The organism is Phyllobacterium sp. P30BS-XVII, from assembly GCF_014138335.1.
In the GTDB taxonomy this organism is placed as follows: Bacteria; Pseudomonadota; Alphaproteobacteria; order Rhizobiales; family Rhizobiaceae; genus Phyllobacterium; species Phyllobacterium meliloti.
In genome coordinates, this window is record NZ_JACGXO010000002.1 from 640999 (window position 1) to 657789 (window position 16791).

Here is a 16791-nt window from a genome sequence, read left to right on the forward strand (position 1 = left end):
GGGCAGAGGGGGGTGAACGCCCAAGGCTGTCACCAATGCATCCAGCCTCTCAGTTGCATGATAGGCCCGTGGTTCGACAGGCTCACCATGAGGGAGATGGGTGGATGCAATGCTGATCGGCAACCTTGTAGAACATGACTCCCCGCGAGCCACAGTCCTCCCTCATGGTGAGCTTGTCGAACCACGCGTGATGCTTTTGCAGGCTTCACATCTGCCATCCCCAAGGCTGTCATAAATGCATCCAGCCTATTCCATCATCATCTTCACCACCTTGTCAGGGCTTGGCTATGGTCTTGCCGTTATTCTGGGGGTTGGGTTTCTCGATCCATCCGCATTGCCAACCAAAATTGCCTACATCACGGCGCTGGCGCTCATCTGCATTGGCCTTCTGTCATCCCTGTTGCATCTGGGTAATCCGCAGCGGGCGTGGCGGGCACTGAGCCAATGGCGATCAAGCTGGCTATCGCGGGAAGGTGTGATGGCGATTGCCACCTTCGTTCCACTAACGTCAAACGCCGCACTTTGCCTGTTCATGAACCGGCAGGACACGGTTCTAGGCCCGATCACTGTTTTCGGCGCTATCATCACCGTTTACTGCACATCGATGATCTATGCATCGCTCAAAACCGTGGATTCATGGCATACGAAACTGACGCCGCTGTGTTTTTTGCTGTTTTCGCTGGCTGGCGGTTTGCTGCTCGGGGCACTGTTTGCTGGGGGTGGCAATGCCTTGCCGCTGCAATTGCTGGCGGTGCTGTTTTTGTTGCTGGCGCTTGTTGCAAAGATGATCTGGCGCAAGCGTGCAAGGACGCTTGTTTCCCTGTCAACGCCGGAAAGTGCCACGGGCCTGGGCGGCATCGGCAAAGTGCGGCTGCTGGAGCGCCCCCATGCGCTTGATAATTATCTGACGCGGGAAATGGGGTTTCGCGTTGCCCGCAAACACGCGCAAAAGCTTTGGGTCATCGCGTTTGTCAGCGGGATTGTACTGCCAATTCTGGCGGTGCTGCTCGCCATGGCCATTGGCGGCGGTGCATTGAGCACCTGCCTGATGGCCATGGGCGTGCTTGCACATATGCTCGGTCTGTTCGTTGAGCGCTGGCTGTTTTTTGCCGAAGCGAAACATGCGGTGATGAATTATTACTAGGCGTTCCAGCGTTTGTGGAACCACATCCACTGGCCGGGATATTCGCGCACCCAGCTTTCCACCTTGTCATTGACCAGCTGAACCGTGCGGGCAATATCGACGGCGCCGGTTTCATCGCGTGGCAGTTCCATCTTCTCTTCCAGCTCCAGCCTGAAACGGCCACCGGGCAGGCGGACGCAGCGCGCGGGATAGACATCGCAATCATACTGTCGGGCGAGCTTTGCCAGCAGCGGGTTGGTTTTGCATGGGCGATCAAAAAAGGTCGAGGGCAGGCCGCGATGAAATTTCTGGTCAACCAGCATGCCGACATTGCCATTGGTATTCAAAACGCTGGCAAGTGACCATGCGGCGCCGGCTTTTGACGGAACAAGGTGGCCCATATTGGTGCGGCGCGCGCCAAGGATTTTCTTGGCAACATAGGGATTGTTCGGCGGGCGGAACAGCGCTGTGACATTCAGATCAAACGTTGCGGCGCAAATGGGCAGAAGCTCGAAATTGCCGGTATGGGCGGTGAAGAATATATGCGGGCGGTCGCTCTCGTCGCGGATGCGCTCAAAGATTTCGCGGCCCTGAACCTCAATCAGCCCCGGCGTGTCACTGTGCGGATCATAGTCAAAAATCGCGTCGAGGAAGACATATTCGGCGGTAAGGCGCGCCATGCTGCCCCACATATCGCGGGCGATCAGCTGCAATTCCTCCTCCGGTTTTTCCGGATAGGCTTTGCGCAGATTGATCATCGCCACGCGGTGACGCCCCATCAGCGGTCCGATTTTACGTGCCGCAGCGTCGATGAAATTGGTCGCGGCTTCCGCCGGTAGCAACCGGAGGACGCGCAATATGCCGAAAATGACATGAGCCGATAGCCAGTAGTTGAATGTCTTCAACTTCTGGCTCCAGCGGAACAGAGCAAGTTTAAATTTGAGGTTCATGCTCGGCTCAGTTGACGCGCAGGATAATCTTGCCGAAGACGTCCCGGCCTTCCATGCGCTTCAGCGCGGTATCGATATCGTCAAAGCCGACTTCCGTATCGATGACCGGATGCACGAGACCGCGCGCCATTTTCTGCATGGCATCGGCCATGTTCTCCATACGGCAGCCGAAGGAGCCAAGCAGCTTCAGCTGCTGCTGGAACAGCATCATCAGGTTCATGCTGGTGGAAACGCCCGAGGTCGAACCGCAGGTGACGAGCCGTCCGCCGCGCCGCAATGACAGCATGGAACCAGCCCATGTATCCGCGCCGACATGCTCGAAGACCACATCAACGCCCTTTTTCTTGGTCAGCTTGCGCACAACGCCTTCAAAGCGGTCTTCGCGATAGTTGATGACGTGATCGGCACCGAGCGCCTTGGCCTTTTCGATCTTCTCATCGGAACCGACAGTGGTGATGACGGTGCAGCCGATCTTCTTGGCAAGCTGGATGGCCGCCGAGCCAATACCCGAACCGCCGGCATGAACAAGGATGGTTTCACCCGGCTCAAGCTTGGCATTGTCGAACAGCATGTGCTCGACCGTTCCAAAGGTAACGGGCGCAACGGCAGCGCCGATCTCGTCAACGCCGGGAGGTGCCGGAACGAGCAGGCGCGCCTTGAGATTGACCTTCTCCTGCGCAAAACCATCGAGATGGAAACCATATACGCCCGAAACATGCTCGCAAAGATTGTCGCGGCCTTCACGGCAGGGGCGGCATAGACCACAGGTCTGCGCACCATAGATCGACACAAGCTGGCCGGGCAGAAGGTTGGAGACGCCGGGGCCGATCGCATCGACCACACCGGATGCTTCCGCACCGATGGTCAGCGGCAGCTTGCGCTTGGCAAAGGCCATGCCGCGCCAGCCCCAGACGTCGATATGGTTGAGAGCGACAGCCTTGATATTGACAGTTACTTCACCGGGACCGGGTGGGGGTGGGGGAGCAACATCGACAATCTCGAGCTTGCGATCTTCAATCAGCTGTAATGCGCGCATATCCGTTTTCCTTTTCGGAGAGGGATTAGTGCGGTTCTGCCGTCATGACAAGACACGTATTTTGTCCACCGAAGCCAAATGAGCTTGAGAGCACCGATGAAACGCTTGCTTCACGCTTCACATTCGGCACAACGTCAAGGATAATTGCCGGGTCCGGATTGTCATAGTTGATCGTCGGCGGAAGTGTTCCGGTCTCGATCGTCAGCATAGAGAATACGGCTTCAATCGCACCGGCAGCGGTCAGTGTATGCCCGATCATCGACTTGTTGGATGAAACAGGCAGTGATGAAATGCGCTCGCCAAACACGGTCGAGAGCGCGAGATACTCCATCTTGTCGTTCTCGGGTGTCGACGTGCCATGGGCGTTGATGTAATCAATCGCATCTTCCTTGATACCCGCATCGTCAAGCGCTGCACGCACTGCGCCAATGGCGGGCGAACCGTCAGGCTTTGACCGGGTGCGATGGAAATCATCAGCCTTTTCGCCGCAGCCATGCATGATGCCGAGAATTTTTGCGCCGCGTGCGACTGCTGCTTCGAGTGATTCCATGACCAGCGCGCCGGAGCCTTCCGCCATGACAAAACCATCACGGTCCTTGGAGAAGGGCTTTGCCGCCTTATGGGCAGGATTGTTCTGGGTGGAAAGGGCGGAGAGCAGCGAGAAGCGCACGAGGGCTTCGGCGGAAACTGAACCATCGGTGCCGATGGACAGAACCTTGTCGCTTTCGCCGCGCCGGATGGCTTCAACGCCAAGCTGGATCGCGGTGGCGCCGGACGCACAAGCGGTGGAAAGCGTGATCGGCAGGCCGCGCGTGCCGAATGTATCGGCAAGGCGCTCGGCGATATAGCCAAATTCGGTGGTGTGGAACATGGCTTCCTGCGTGCCACGGCGGCATGCGGCGAGAAGCAGATCATAGCCAGGTTCACCCTCGCTCTTTACCAGAGCATCAAGGGCAAAGCGGTTGCGCCATTCCAATTCAACCGGCGGGGCGGCGAGAAACAGCGGGCCGCCAAAATTCTCCGTGTCAAAACCGGCCTGCGCAATGGCTTCTTCGGCGGCGAGCGATGCCAGTTTTTCCGACAGGGCCGAAGCGCCTTCATTGCTCTCCTTGAGGAAATCAACGGTCCCGGCGATCTGCGTGCGCAGATTATCGAGCGCAAAGCGTGTGATCGTGTGAATGCCCGATGTGCCTGAGGTCAGCGCGGCCCAATTGTCCTTCTTGCCCTGTCCGAGCGAGGAGACAACGCCAAGACCGGTGACGGCAACGAGCGGGCGGCCAAGATGGTCAGTGTATTTTGACATGGGCTAGAGCCTTTCCTGCCTAAATAGAACTCGTTCTGTTTCTCGGATGGTGAGACAATCCACGAGGAAGGTAGCGAGGTCGATGTGGTTCATCGGACGAAGCTGCCTGACAAAGTGAGTGTCCGCTAGCCGGAAACCCGAAGGGCCGGATGAATTTGGCCCAAATCCTTCGGGCTTTGGTGTCGCCCGATGGAAAAACATCGGTCTCACCAAACCCCTCGACCTTGAGCCAAATTCCTACCGGCAGAACGATTCTATTCAGGCAGGAAAGGCTCTAATCTCTCAAACTTTGACGAGGCGAGCGACGCCTTCGCCCCGGGTTGCGCCGATTGCGGTCGCCAGTGCCGTATCGAGGCTGCCGGAAGCGGCCTTTTCATTCTTCGCATCAATGGGCGGGAATGCTGTTCCGTGGAACAGGCTGAGCGCAGCCAGACCGACAGCCAGCGGAAACTGTGCTTCGCGCAGATGGCCGATTTTACCCGCAACACCGCGAATAGCGGTGGAAGCGAAGACGTCAAGCGCAGCTTTTTCCGTCGAGGTAACACCATGGGCACCGGTTGCACCCGAAACGATCAAACCGGCTGGCTTATCAGCGCTTGCCGCAGCAACCAGTTTCGCAATGGTTTCCTGCAAATCTTCGCGCTTGCGGCGGATCTGCGCGCTGTAAATGCCGTCAATTGCCGCATAGACGCGGGCACCGCGCTTGGCCGCATGGTCAGCACTCTCCAGCACGAGGAAAGCGCCGCCGGAACCGGTGACAACACCGCCGCCCACCGTGCCTTCGCGCTGCCAGAGCGGTGCCCAGCCATCGGTCTTCAACATGCCGTTCAGCTCATAGCCGAGCAGCATGTCAGGGTGTTCGGAATTGTAGGAGCCGCCGACGAGCGCATGGGTGCTCTGGCCGGAGCGGATGCGCGCTGCGGCTGTATCAAGCGCGGAAATACCCGCGCCTTCTTCGCCCATGAATGTGCGCGACGAGCCAGTGACCTTGTGGACGATCGAGATATTGCCCGCCAGAAGATTGGACAACTGCGCCAGAAACAGGGTCGGGCGCAGTTCGGTCGTCAGCTTCTCATTGAGCATTGTGCCGAGATCATTGCGCACGCGCGCTTCGGCAAGGATTTGCGTGTCAACGGTGACATCACGCTCACCGCCACCGGCAGCAACCACCATGTCCATCGTCGTGCAAAGCGCTTCATCGTCCTTGATCCCGGCGTCCTGCAGGGCAAGACCGGCGGCGTAGGTACCCAGACGCTGCCAGGTCTCCATCTGCCGCTGATCGCCGCGCTTCGGAATCTGGTTGTTCCAGTCAACTTCACCGAGCGGATGAACCGTATAGGGCTTGAAAGTCTCACTATCGATGCGTGGATCGGCTTTGCCATTCAGGGCCTGCCAATGGGCATCGGCGCCTTCACCCAGTGATGAGATCAGTCCGATGCCAGTGATAACGACGGTGTTGTTCTGCATTTTCTCGCAGCACCTTTCATACGGTGCGCCCGGTTAGGTGAAGATGATCAGTCCGGACGTTGCGTCCGGAAATCAGGCTTTTTTGGCGGCGACGAGTTCGTCGATCTTGGCGCAAAGGTTCTTCAGAACGAAGTATTCTTCGGTCGGAGCCTTGCCGTCATTGACTTCCTGCGTCCACTGCTCGAGCGGGATCTTGATACCGAAGGCCTTGTCGATCGCGAAAACGATGTCGAGAAAGTCAAGACTATCGATGCCGAGATCGTCGATCGTGTGGCTTTCCGGCGTGATGGAATCGCGGTCGATTTCGCTGGTTTCAGCGATGATATCGGCGACCTTGTCGAATGTTGAGGTCAATTCAGTTTCCTTTTGCTTCCGGTGCCTCCGTAAAGGCACTGATGTCTAATGAGCCGGTATCTAGCGTTTTTCATGGCTAAGGGAAAGACCGAAATACCCTATCCATTGTTACTCCAGCATATTCCGTCGTCAGTCGAAAATAATCCTGCCTGCAATATGAACCGTTTCTCCAGCTTCTGGAGGTGAGACCACCACTGCTTCTGTCGGGCGCGGGGTGATGCCAGTCAGTGCTGTTATATTGGCACGGTCAGTCATCATTACCAGATTGCCCGAACTTTTGAATTCGGCAATCAGGTCGCGAATTTGATCAATCTGCGATTTTTGCGCGGTTTCGTCTTCGGCCAAAGGTCCAAGAGCACTTACGACCTCCGCCGGTGCCGAGCCAAAGGCCAGCCGTGCGGTTTCCTGTGCATTGCAGACGGGACTGGTCAGCACCTTATCGATTCGCACAGCTTTTGCGGCAAAGCGCGCGCCGAGCTTTTGCGCCAGTTGATGGCCGCGATCCGAAAGCGTGCGTATCTGCGTGCAGTCAGCCGAATTATCTGTGGAAGGACTCAAGGTCCCCGAAGAGTCAGCACCCTGCAGAAGGACCGTATAGCCGCCGCGCGCCAGTCTCGCCCAGGCGGCGTCGGTGGCGTATGCAGTTGGAATATAGAGGGAAACGCTTGATGCAAGCGTCAGTGTCAAAAAGGTAAAAAGTCGCAAAGGCTTCAACATTCATTCTCCTTAGCGTGGAGATGGTGGTTTGGCGAAGAAAAATAAAGTGAAAAGCTGTGATTGCCTTGCATGGGCGTTATCGCGGGATTATTCCCGTAGCAATGGGTCTCGTTCAAACAATCATCGTGGTTTTTGGAGTGATAGGCGTTGCTTATGCCGCGGCGCATTTCAAGCTGCTTGACGAGCGCGTGGGTGACGGGCTTTCCGAGTTTGTTTTCATGATCGCCGCGCCGCTTCTGCTGTTCCGCACCATGGTGACGGCAGATTTCCACGGCACGGCACCTTGGGGACTGTGGACGGCTTATTTCACCGGCTTGGCGCTGGCCTGGGCTCTTTCTGATCTTGCAATCAAAGTAATCTTCAAGCGGGATAATCGGGCAGGGGTGGTGGCAGGGGTTTCCGGTGCCTTTTCCAACCTTGTGTTTCTGGGCATGCCACTGATGTTAAGCGTTTATGGTCAGGACGGGTTTGCCATCCTGTCGCTGATTGTCGCTATTCATATGCCAAGTGTCATGGCCGCTTCGATTACCCTGCATGAGATTGCCCTGCGCCGTGATGGGGTGTTTGAAGGAGAGACCCGGATTGGCACAGTTGTCGCCTCGTTTTTCAAAAGCCTCCTGCGCAATCCCTTCGTCCTCGGTATTCTCGCGGGATGGCTGTGGCGCTTTACCGGGCTGCAATTGCCTGTTGTTGTCGATTCCCTCGTCCAGTTGCTGGGGAGTGTGGCGGGGCCGGTGGCGCTTTTTGCTATGGGAATGGGCTTGAAGAAGTTCGGCACGTCGGGGCATCTCGCGCCTTCGCTTGTCATTGCGGGTATAAAACTGTTTGTCATGCCTGCAATCGTGCTGGCTGTCGCGCTCCTCATCGGTCTTACGCCGTTTACTGCCAAGATCGCCGTGGTGTCGGCAGCGCTGCCTGCCGGGGTTAATTCCTATCTCATTGCCACCAAATTCAGAACCGCCGAGGCGCTGGCTTCCAATTCCATGGTTATAGCAACGGCGCTTTCCGCGGTGACAGTGGTGTTTTGGGCAAGTGTGGCTGTACACCTTTTTGGGTAACTTAACGCTGTTGCAGCTTTGACCAAAAAAGAGCAGGGTAGCGGCATCGCTTCCATAGGACATCCATGGCATCTTGCGATGCGGGATTGTCCTTTCACGGAAATCACAAAATCAGTGGACCAAACGCTCCGCCTAGAATTTCAGGGAGAATTATGATGTTGCAGAAATCCAGCCAGTTCATGAAACAGGCCAATCTGATCAATGGCGAATGGGTGGCCGCAGATTCTGGCAAGACGATTGACGTCATTAACCCTGCAACCGGTCTGAAGATCGGTACTGTTCCCAATTCAGGCAAAGCCGAAACGCAGCGCGCTATCGAGGCGGCTGCGGAAGCGTTCAAGACATGGCGCAAGACATCGGTACTGGAGCGCTCGAAACTGATGCGCAAGCTGCACGATGCGATCCTCGACAATCAGGATGCGCTGGCAGAACTTTTGACGCTGGAACAGGGCAAGTCGCTGACCGAAGCCAAGGGCGAGGTCGGCATGTCTGCCGCCTATATCCTCTGGTATGCGGAAGAAGCACGCCGCACCTATGGTGATGTGGTTCCATCCCCGTGGGCTGACCGCCGCATTCTGGTAACGAAAGAGCCGCTCGGCGTCATCGGTGCGATCACACCATGGAATTTCCCATCCTCCATGCTTGCCCGCAAGATCGGTCCGGCACTGGCATCGGGCTGTACGGCGGTGGTCAAGCCTGCAACACAGACACCCTATTCGGGTCTTGTCTGGGGTGCGCTGTGCGAGGAAGTCGGTATTCCAAAGGGCGTAGTCAATATTCTGACCGGCTCTGCCTCGGAAATCGGCGGCGAAATCACCAGCAATCCGCTGGTTCGCAAGATCACTTTCACTGGCTCAACAGAAATCGGCAAGATTCTCATCAAGCAGGCTGCTGATACGGTGAAGAAAGTTTCGATGGAACTGGGCGGCAATGCGCCGTTTATCGTGTTCAATGATGCAGATCTGGACCGCGCCGTTGATGGCGCTATTGCAGCGAAATTCCGCAATTCCGGCCAGACTTGCGTGTGTACCAACCGCTTCCTCGTGCAGTCAGGCATCTATGACAAGTTTGTCGAAAAGTTTGCCGCGGCAACGGAAAAGCTGAAGATCGGCAATGGGCTTGATGCCGGAACGCAGCAGGGGCCGCTGATCGATGAGAAGGCCGTTGCCAAGGTGGAAGAGTTTATCGCCGATGCGAAGCAGAAGGGCGGCAAGATCATCACCGGTGGCAAGCGCCATGCGCTGGGCGGTAGCTTCTTTGAGCCGACTGTAATTAGCGATGCCAAGCCTGATATGCTGTTCACAACGGAAGAGATTTTCGGACCCGTTGCGCCCGTCTACAAGTTCGAAACCGAACAGGAAGCCATTGATCTGGCCAACAATACCCAGTTCGGTCTTGCCTCCTATTTCTACACGCAGGATCTCGGACGGGTGTTCCGTGTTTCTGAAGGCCTAAAATATGGCATGGTCGGCGTGAATGAGGGCATGATCACTACGGTGGAAGCACCGTTTGGCGGCCTGAAGGAATCCGGTCTTGGCAAGGAAGGCGGTCATCAGGGCATCGAAGACTATCTCGACACAAAATATGTCTGCGTCGGCGGTCTGGGACTCTAGGAAACATGAATACCGAAATTTTCGGCCATACGCCCGATGGCGAGGCAGTTCATCGCATTACGATCTCTGGCGGTGGGCTGACCGCCAATGTCCTCACATGGGGCGCGGTTATTCAGGATTTGCGCCTCAAGGGGCACGATCATCCGCTCGTGCTCGGCTATCAGGATTTTGCCGATTATCCCGCGCATTCGCCCTATATGGGTGCAACGGTGGGGCGATCGATCAACCGGATTCGCGACGGCGAGCTTGTCATCGATGGCCAGACTTTTGAACTCCAGCGCAATTTCCACGGCATCCATAACATTCACGGCGGTGATCATGGCGCAGGACGGCGCGTCTGGAATGTCGTGGCTGTCGGCCCTGATTACGTCACGCTGACGATCATGCTCGGCGATGGTGAAATGGGCTTTCCCGGAAATCTCACCATCACCTGCACCTATATGCTGGAGTCGAAGGGCACGCTGGTGGTGCGTCTTGATGCGGTGACCGACAAGCCGACGATCTGCAATCTGGCGCATCACAGCTATTTCAATCTCGATGATGGCGGGTTGACCGATGCGCTTGATCATCAGGTCAAGATCGGGGCGGATGCCTATCTGTCCGTCAACAGCGATCTTCTGCCCGATGGCCGGGTTATTCCCGTTGCCGGAACAACGCATGATTTCCGCCAATACCGCACCATCCGGCGCGAGGAGAATGGCAAGCAGATTGTCTATGACAATAATTTCTGTGTTGCGAGCCAGCGCCATCCCTTGCAATGGGTGGCCTCAGCCAAGGGCGCAAAGAGCGGTGTTGAACTGAATGTGCTGACGACGGAGCCGGGTGTGCAGCTTTACGCTGGCAATACGCTGGGCGGGCGCCCGCCGCTTGGCCTGACAGGCCAGACCTATGGCAATTATGCCGGTTTCTGCTTTGAAACGCAGAACTGGCCTGACTCAACGCATTTCCCCTATTTCCCGCAGGCTATCCTGAGACCGGGGCAGGGATACAGCCACCTGACGCATTATGCGTTCAAGAAGAATAAAACCTAGTCTTTGAAGGCCTTGCGGGCTTCGTCCATTGGGGCGAGCGCGCCGTGAAACTCGACAACCCGCGCCGCAACCTTGTGCGCGCGGGCTGCCGCGGCCACTGGTTCAAGACCGGCGAGACGCGAGGCGATGTAACCGCCATTAAAGCTATCACCAGCACCCGTCGTATCCACGGCATTGGCGCGCACGGCCGCTACCTGCTCATGTCTGCCATCGGCAACGACAAGAGCGGGCTCCGTGCCATCCTTCACGATAATTTCCTTCACGCCATAGGTGGTGATGCGTGCGGCGGTTTCTTCAGGCGTTGTATCGCCGAAGAGCGCATTTTCATCGGGGAATGTCGGCAGGGCAATGTCTGCGACATGGTAGGCGTCAATGAGGGCCTGTCTTGCGGTTTCGGCGTTTTCCCACAGACGTGGACGGTAATTCGCATCAAATGCCACAAGTGTGCCCTGCCTGCGGGCATTGCTGACGGCGTTCAGAACATTCTGGCGGCTTTTGGGGCTGAGAATGCCCATGGTGATCCCGGAAAAATAGATGATTTTTCGTCCATCCAGACTATGGGCGAGGGCCAGTGGATCATCGCCCAGATGACGGGCTGCCGAATCATTGCGCCAATAGGTGAAGGAGCGTTCGACACCCGTCAGCGTGATGGCATAAAGGCCGGGACGCGCACCGACAACGACAGGGCTATAGGCGGTGTGGATACCGTTTTCCTTGAGGAATGCCCGCTGTTTGACGGAAAATGGATCGTCGCCGAAGGCTGTAACATAATCGACGGCGAAATCCGGATCGGTGAGGGCGCGCACATACCAGCTGGTGTTGAGCGTGTCACCGGCAAAGCCCATGCGCCACTGGTCGCCATTGGCTCCTGACAGTTCGATCATACACTCGCCGATGGCTGCAAACCCGCCCATGAAATCCTCCCAAACATACGCCTGCCGCGAACTGATATACGAGTGCAATGCCGCTGTCATTTGCTAAAAATGCGGGCTGTCATCATAGCTTAAACATGCAATGTTAGGCGGCAAAGACATTTGAACAATCCAAAAGGAGGTTTCGTTGTCTCGCGTTACGACAATCGAAGAACTTGAAGCCATTTATGGCAACGGAATGATTGCGGAAGCATCGACCGCCAAGGTAACAAACCGCATTATTCCGGAATATAGGGCCTTGATCGAAGGCTCACCCTTCGTGGCACTTGCAACAAGCGGGCCCGAGGGCCTCGATTGCTCGCCGCGCGGTGATCTTGCTGGCTTTATCCGCATCCATGACGAGCGGACACTGATGATGCCTGACCGGCGCGGTAACAACCGCGTCGATTCCCTGCGCAATATTGTGCGTGATCCGCGCGTGGCGCTGCTGTTCCTGATACCCGGACTTAACACGACATTCCGCGTCAATGGCCGGGCATTTATCGATACGACGCCCGAGTTGCTCGACAGTTTCATCATGGATGGCAAAGCACCGCGCTCGGTCATCACCATGGAAGTCGAAGAAGCTTATTTCCAGTGCGCGCGGGCATTGATCCGTTCGGAATTGTGGAACCCAACGAAATTCCGCTCACCAAAGGAGTTTCCGACGCCGGGCCAGATGCTGGCGGCACTCAGCGAGAACCGTGTGGGCGGCGATACTTACGATAATGAATGGGCCGCGCGCGCTGCCAAGACTATGTGGTAGACTGCGCTCAATTCAGGGAGGCATCCAATGGAACCGGCGCGTGCTTTCCAAACCATTACGAAGGGCAGGAACTGGCTGCCATTCCGTTCCATTGCCGGATGGAAACCATCTGACATCAATGGCGATGTCATTGCCGGTCTGACATTGGCAGCGATTGCGATCCCTGAGCAGATGGCAACGGCACGGCTTGGCGGTTTTGCCCCTGAGATCGGCTTTTTCGCGTTCATCGCCGGTTCGCTGGCTTTTGCCATCTTTGGCGCAAGCCGCCACCTTTCTGCCGGCGCGGATTCCACCATCACACCGATCTTTGCCGGCAGTCTGGCATTGCTTGCTACCAGTGGATCGCCTGAATTTGGCCTGCTGGCAGCCGCCCTTGGTTTAATTGTCGGTTTGATCGTGGTGGCGAGCGGTGTTTTCCGGCTTGGCTGGATTGCCGATCTTTTGTCGGTGCCGGTAACAACAGGTTTTCTTGCTGGTATCTCTGTCCACATTATCATTTCGCAATTGCCGGGGCTTTTGGGTATCGCGGCGCAATCGGGCGATGTCTTTCAAAGGATATCGGCAACAATTGCCAGTGCGCCGCAAATCAACCTCTACAGCGTGGCGCTCGGTGCTGGCGTGTTCCTGATTGTGTTTCTCGCCGAACGCATCAATGCGCGGATACCCGGTGCTTTGCTTGGGCTCGTCCTGTCGACCCTTGCGGTTGTGTTGTTTAACCTTGAGAGCCGCGGTGTTTCGGTGCTCGGTGCGCTTCCCAACAGCCTTCCGCAGATTTCTGTACCGAAGGTTGGTTTTGAGGAACTGCGAAACCTGCTTCCCCTTGCTCTGCTTGTTGCGGTGGTCGTGATGGTGCAAACGGCGGCAACAACGCGGTCTTTTGTCTCGAAGGATGGCGAACCGCCCGATGTGAACCGCGATTTCATCGGGGTAGGGGCAGGCAGTATTCTTTCCGGACTTTTCGGTGCATTTCCAGTGAATGCCAGCCCGCCGCGCACAGCAATTGTTGCCGAAACCGGCGGTCGGTCGCAGGTCAGCGGGTTGATTGCAGCGGCGATCGTTCTGGCGCTGGTAGCGTTTGGCGGCCAGTTGCTGGCGCGTGTGCCACATGCGGCGCTGGCGGGTATCCTTCTCTTCGTGGCGCAGCGCATCATCCGCTGGCAGATCATTGGCGCTGTATACCGCGAGGCGCGGGGCGAATTTGCGCTGATCCTCATCACCATGGCCGCCATTGTCGCGCTGCCGATTGAATCTGGTGTAACGATTGGTATCGGGCTTTCTCTGCTGCATGGTCTGTGGGCGGTCATGCGCGCAAGGCCGATTGAATTTGAAAAGGTACCCGGTAGCTCCATCTGGTGGCCTCCCAGTGCAGCAAAGGGCGGCGAAAAGATACCGGGTGTTCTTGTCGTCGCATTTCAGGCGCCCCTGTCGTTCGTCAATGCGGATGATTTCAAGCGCGGCCTGTGTGAGACCATTGATGCCAACCGGGCCGAGCTTAATCTGGTCGTGCTTGAGGCCAGCAGCATCATCGAGATCGACTACACCGCGTCACTGGCTCTCGCCGATGTGATCAACTACTGCCGAACAGCTGGTGTAAAATTCGCCATTGCGCGGCTGGAATCCGTGCGGGCTCAGAATGCCCTGTCACGATTTGGGCTCATCGCGTTGATCGGATCGGACAATATTTTTCACAGTGTTGACGATGCCATCAGGAAACTGGCGCCGAGTGCGGAGGAATGACGATGCAGATATCCGGAGCAAGAGAGCCTATTGTAACCCCGGTTGCGATCAAGGATCTGCGGCCGACACAGATAACCGTCGGCATGCGTGAGGTGGATGAGAAGCGCAAGAAATGGCGTCAGCAAAAGGGCGAGAAGGGTGGGAAATTTCTTGGCGAACATATGATCCCCGTGGTGCTTGGACCCAACCGGCGCAACTATGTGATCGATCATCACCATCTTGCCCGTGCGCTCTATGAAGAGGGTGTGAAGCACATTCTGGTGACTGTCGTCAGCGATCTTTCTTCGCTCGATAAGGATGCGTTTATGGTGGTTCTCGACAATCGCGGCTGGATGCATCCCTTTGACGATGAAGGCAAACGGCGCGACTACGGGGCAATCCCGAAAGCGATCAAGGACCTTGCCGATGATCCGTTCCGCAGTCTGGCGGGCGAACTGCGCCGTGCCGGTGGCTTTGCCAAGGACACGACACCCTTCAGCGAGTTTCTCTGGGCGGATTTCCTGCGGCGCAGAATGAACCGCAAGAGTGTTGAAACGGATTTTGAAACGGCACTCAATCGCGCGCTGAAAGAAGCCAAGGGCGATGCAGCTGATTATCTGCCGGGGTGGTGTGGATCGGTTGTTGATTAGGACAATGGGATTGGGTTCGTGGTTCGACAAGCTCACCATGAGGGAGAGTGAGGATGCAAGGGAGTCAAGTTCTGCAACGTTGGTGATTAACGTTACAGCACCTCTCTCCCTCATGGTGAGCTTGTCGAACCACGGACCACGAACCACGCTTATGCAACATGGACCCTAACCCGCTGTCTTCCCCGCAATCGCGATCTCCATCCGGTCAGCGGCAAAGCGGCTTACGGTATATTCAATCGGGTTGCCGTCCATATCCACATTGATCGCGGTTGATATCAGCACAATGGCGCCGGGTGACAGGCGCAGATGGCGCAAATCCTCGGCGTCGGCGTGACGCGCGGCGATGACGGTTGATTTGCGCAGATAGTCATCGATACCGGCGGCCCGGAGCGCGGCGGTAATTGAACCGGAGGCCTGATAATCCTCAACGATATCGGGAAAGCGTGCCGCATCGAACCAGGTGGTGCCGCAGGAAACGGGGTTGCCATCTGCCGTATGCATGGCATCCATCCTGATCACCTGACCGGACACCATGCCAAGCGCTTTGGCCACATCCTCCGCCGGGTCTTCCACACGATGACCGAGCAATATGCCCTTTGTCTCGCGCACCTGAGTGGAGAGGATTTCGGAAAACCGCGTCCGCTCGCCAATGCGATAGGTCAGCTTCTTGCTGTTGGCAATGAATGTGCCTCGGCCCTGTTCAGCACGCAGAACGCCCTCCTTGGTCAAGGCGGCAATGGCGCTGCGAATCGTGTGGCGATTGACGGAGAAACGTTCGGCCAGCGTCACCTCCGGCGGCAGCTTGGCACCGCTTGGCATTTTGCCCGCTGTAATATCACCGCGGATTTGATCGGCGATCTGCCGCCAGATGGCAACACCACTATTGCGGGTAATGAATCGTGCGGATTTCACGCTTTGTCATGCTCCTGTCATTGACGGCATTTATAGGTAGGTTTATTGTCTAGTTGTATAGATGAATAGACAAATCTGAGCGAGATGTCAATGATCAAAGAAAATAACCAGTCCACGGAAACCGGCAATGTGCCGGATCTGGAGCGTAAGGCAGCCATGGCCTTGCTGGCGCAGGCGACAGCGCCCGAGATAGCGGCCTTCTGGGCTGGATGGGACGATAAGCCCGATGTGGAAACCCTGCGCGGCCCGGAAACCGGCCTCGTCATGCTGCGTGGCCGTATTGGTGGCGGCGGCGCTCCGTTCAATCTGGGGGAGGCGACAGTCACCCGCGCCACGGTGCGGCTTGGCAATGGTTCGGTCGGGCATGCCTATGCTCTTGGACGCCACCGGGAAAAGGTGCGTCTGGCCGCCGTGTTCGATGCGCTGTGGCAGCAGCCGGATTGCCGCGATGCGGTGGAGAAGGCGGTGCTTGCACCCATCGCCGAACGCCTCGAGCAGCAGCGCGCGCTGAAGCATGCGCAGACGGCTGCGACGAAAGTTGACTTTTTCACAATGGTACGGGGTGACGACTGATGCGTGTTGAAACACAGGTCTTTGAAGGTGGTTTCAGCGATAGCGTGCTGAATGCCCAAAATGTTTTCCGTGCGCTGATGGATGCCATGGCCAATCCAGGACGTGTCGTTGAGGTCAGTGATCTCACCACGCCGCCTACGCCATTGACGCCACTGTCAGCATCGATTGCGGCGACATTGTTCGATCATGATGCAACTGTTTGGTGTGACCGAGCCATATCAGGTTCTGCCGCCGCTGTCGGTTGGCTCAAGTTCCACACGGGCCTCGAACTGACTGGCGAAACCGCGGAAGCGGATTTTGCCCTGATCAGCGATGTCAATGCGATGCCGTCGCTGGAATCTTTTTGCCGGGGAACAGCTGAATATCCTGACCGTTCGACCACGTTGATCCTGCAGATCGACGGGTTTGACGGAGCGGATGTTCTGACGCTTGAAGGGCCGGGGATCAAGGGAACACAGTCCTTTTCTCCGAGCCATCTGCCGAAAATGTTCCGGGATCAATGGGCTGCCAATCGTGCTGCTTTCCCGCGCGGCGTCGATCTGGTGTTCGCCGCAAAGGGTGCGCTCGCCGCCTTGCCCCGCACCACCCGCATTACGAAAACGGAGGCCTGA

General features: G+C 56.9%; 17 protein-coding genes. 9 read left to right on the top strand and 8 right to left on the bottom strand.

What is annotated here, in order from left to right:
* Window positions 1-235: 235 nt before the first annotated feature.
* On the top strand, window positions 236-1144 hold the full coding sequence (locus FHW17_RS08960) for a DmsC/YnfH family molybdoenzyme membrane anchor subunit (protein WP_182509641.1): 909 nt from the start codon (window positions 236-238) through the stop codon (window positions 1142-1144).
* Here the strand turns inward: FHW17_RS08960 and FHW17_RS08965 are convergent.
* From FHW17_RS08965 to FHW17_RS08990, 6 genes are all read right to left on the bottom strand, one after another.
* On the bottom strand, window positions 1141-2073 hold the full coding sequence (locus FHW17_RS08965; RefSeq protein WP_113095633.1) for a lipid A biosynthesis lauroyl acyltransferase: 933 nt from the start codon (window positions 2071-2073) through the stop codon (window positions 1141-1143). The two genes, FHW17_RS08960 and FHW17_RS08965, sit on opposite strands and share 4 nt — an antisense overlap.
* A 7-nt stretch (window positions 2074-2080) precedes the next feature.
* Window positions 2081-3109 carry a zinc-binding dehydrogenase gene (locus FHW17_RS08970; protein WP_112527352.1) on the bottom strand — a complete coding sequence of 343 codons (1029 nt, stop codon included), beginning with the start codon at window positions 3107-3109 and terminating at the stop codon, window positions 2081-2083.
* 25 nt (window positions 3110-3134) lie between these two features.
* Window positions 3135-4412: a beta-ketoacyl-ACP synthase gene (locus FHW17_RS08975; protein ID WP_113095631.1), complete on the bottom strand. Its 1278-nt coding sequence runs from the start codon at window positions 4410-4412 to the stop codon at window positions 3135-3137.
* A gap of 282 nt (window positions 4413-4694) precedes the next feature.
* On the bottom strand, window positions 4695-5879 hold the full coding sequence (locus FHW17_RS08980) for a beta-ketoacyl-ACP synthase (RefSeq protein ID WP_182509642.1): 1185 nt from the start codon (window positions 5877-5879) through the stop codon (window positions 4695-4697).
* Window positions 5880-5951: 72 nt separating this feature from the next.
* A complete protein-coding gene (locus FHW17_RS08985; protein WP_091877687.1) occupies window positions 5952-6233 on the bottom strand; it encodes an acyl carrier protein in 282 nt (93 codons plus the stop codon).
* 129 nt (window positions 6234-6362) lie between these two features.
* A complete protein-coding gene (locus FHW17_RS08990) occupies window positions 6363-6950 on the bottom strand; it encodes a histidine phosphatase family protein (protein WP_112527346.1) in 588 nt (195 codons plus the stop codon).
* 56 nt (window positions 6951-7006) lie between these two features.
* On the opposite strand from FHW17_RS08990, the gene FHW17_RS08995 reads away from it, so the two are divergent.
* The 3 genes from FHW17_RS08995 (at window position 7007) to FHW17_RS09005 (ending at window position 10652) form a co-directional block, all read left to right on the top strand.
* Window positions 7007-8008 carry an AEC family transporter gene (locus FHW17_RS08995; RefSeq protein WP_348643718.1) on the top strand — a complete coding sequence of 334 codons (1002 nt, stop codon included), beginning with the start codon at window positions 7007-7009 and terminating at the stop codon, window positions 8006-8008.
* A gap of 155 nt (window positions 8009-8163) precedes the next feature.
* On the top strand, window positions 8164-9621 hold the full coding sequence (locus FHW17_RS09000) for an NAD-dependent succinate-semialdehyde dehydrogenase (protein ID WP_112527342.1): 1458 nt from the start codon (window positions 8164-8166) through the stop codon (window positions 9619-9621).
* 5 nt (window positions 9622-9626) lie between these two features.
* Complete coding sequence (locus FHW17_RS09005) at window positions 9627-10652, top strand: aldose epimerase family protein (protein WP_113095629.1); 1026 nt, start codon at window positions 9627-9629, stop codon at window positions 10650-10652.
* Here FHW17_RS09005 and FHW17_RS09010 read toward each other — a convergent pair.
* The gene (locus FHW17_RS09010; protein WP_182509643.1) at window positions 10649-11566 is read right to left on the bottom strand and encodes a sugar kinase; all 918 of its coding nucleotides are present in this window, start codon (window positions 11564-11566) and stop codon (window positions 10649-10651) included. The two genes, FHW17_RS09005 and FHW17_RS09010, sit on opposite strands and share 4 nt — an antisense overlap.
* 145 nt (window positions 11567-11711) lie before the next feature.
* Between FHW17_RS09010 and FHW17_RS09015 the strand changes: the two genes are divergently transcribed.
* From FHW17_RS09015 to FHW17_RS09025, 3 genes are read left to right on the top strand one after another with little or no spacing between them, the layout of a single operon-like run.
* Window positions 11712-12329 carry a pyridoxamine 5'-phosphate oxidase family protein gene (locus FHW17_RS09015; RefSeq protein WP_112527336.1) on the top strand — a complete coding sequence of 206 codons (618 nt, stop codon included), beginning with the start codon at window positions 11712-11714 and terminating at the stop codon, window positions 12327-12329.
* Window positions 12330-12356: 27 nt separating this feature from the next.
* On the top strand, window positions 12357-14066 hold the full coding sequence (locus FHW17_RS09020) for a SulP family inorganic anion transporter (RefSeq protein WP_182509644.1): 1710 nt from the start codon (window positions 12357-12359) through the stop codon (window positions 14064-14066).
* Between the two features lie 8 nt (window positions 14067-14074).
* Window positions 14075-14695, top strand: a complete 621-nt coding sequence (locus tag FHW17_RS09025) for a ParB-like protein (protein ID WP_112527447.1) — start codon at window positions 14075-14077, stop codon at window positions 14693-14695.
* A gap of 165 nt (window positions 14696-14860) precedes the next feature.
* Here FHW17_RS09025 and phnF read toward each other — a convergent pair whose 3' ends face one another.
* Window positions 14861-15607: a phosphonate metabolism transcriptional regulator PhnF gene (gene phnF, locus FHW17_RS09030; RefSeq protein WP_113095625.1), complete on the bottom strand. Its 747-nt coding sequence runs from the start codon at window positions 15605-15607 to the stop codon at window positions 14861-14863.
* A gap of 90 nt (window positions 15608-15697) precedes the next feature.
* Here phnF and phnG point away from each other — a divergent pair, with 90 nt between their 5' ends.
* Both phnG and phnH read left to right on the top strand, forming a co-directional pair.
* Entirely contained in the window at window positions 15698-16180 is a 483-nt protein-coding gene (phnG, locus tag FHW17_RS09035; protein ID WP_246706764.1) for a phosphonate C-P lyase system protein PhnG, read from the top strand.
* On the top strand, window positions 16180-16791 hold the full coding sequence (phnH, locus tag FHW17_RS09040) for a phosphonate C-P lyase system protein PhnH (RefSeq protein ID WP_182509646.1): 612 nt from the start codon (window positions 16180-16182) through the stop codon (window positions 16789-16791). The genes phnG and phnH overlap by 1 nt, the downstream gene beginning before the upstream one ends.

What these genes read in the sequence shown, in the direction of transcription:
- FHW17_RS08960 (WP_182509641.1), top strand. Translation starts at nt 236, where the DNA reads ATGCATCCAGCCTATTCCATCATCATCTTCACCACCTTGTCAGGGCTT.
- FHW17_RS08965 (WP_113095633.1), bottom strand. Translation starts at nt 2,073, where the DNA reads ATGAACCTCAAATTTAAACTTGCTCTGTTCCGCTGGAGCCAGAAGTTG.
- FHW17_RS08970 (WP_112527352.1), bottom strand. Translation starts at nt 3,109, where the DNA reads ATGCGCGCATTACAGCTGATTGAAGATCGCAAGCTCGAGATTGTCGAT.
- FHW17_RS08975 (WP_113095631.1), bottom strand. Translation starts at nt 4,412, where the DNA reads ATGTCAAAATACACTGACCATCTTGGCCGCCCGCTCGTTGCCGTCACC.
- FHW17_RS08980 (WP_182509642.1), bottom strand. Translation starts at nt 5,879, where the DNA reads ATGCAGAACAACACCGTCGTTATCACTGGCATCGGACTGATCTCATCA.
- FHW17_RS08990 (WP_112527346.1), bottom strand. Translation starts at nt 6,950, where the DNA reads ATGTTGAAGCCTTTGCGACTTTTTACCTTTTTGACACTGACGCTTGCA.
- FHW17_RS09000 (WP_112527342.1), top strand. Translation starts at nt 8,164, where the DNA reads ATGTTGCAGAAATCCAGCCAGTTCATGAAACAGGCCAATCTGATCAAT.
- FHW17_RS09005 (WP_113095629.1), top strand. Translation starts at nt 9,627, where the DNA reads ATGAATACCGAAATTTTCGGCCATACGCCCGATGGCGAGGCAGTTCAT.
- FHW17_RS09010 (WP_182509643.1), bottom strand. Translation starts at nt 11,566, where the DNA reads ATGGGCGGGTTTGCAGCCATCGGCGAGTGTATGATCGAACTGTCAGGA.
- FHW17_RS09020 (WP_182509644.1), top strand. Translation starts at nt 12,357, where the DNA reads ATGGAACCGGCGCGTGCTTTCCAAACCATTACGAAGGGCAGGAACTGG.
- phnG (WP_246706764.1), top strand. Translation starts at nt 15,698, where the DNA reads ATGATCAAAGAAAATAACCAGTCCACGGAAACCGGCAATGTGCCGGAT.
- phnH (WP_182509646.1), top strand. Translation starts at nt 16,180, where the DNA reads ATGCGTGTTGAAACACAGGTCTTTGAAGGTGGTTTCAGCGATAGCGTG.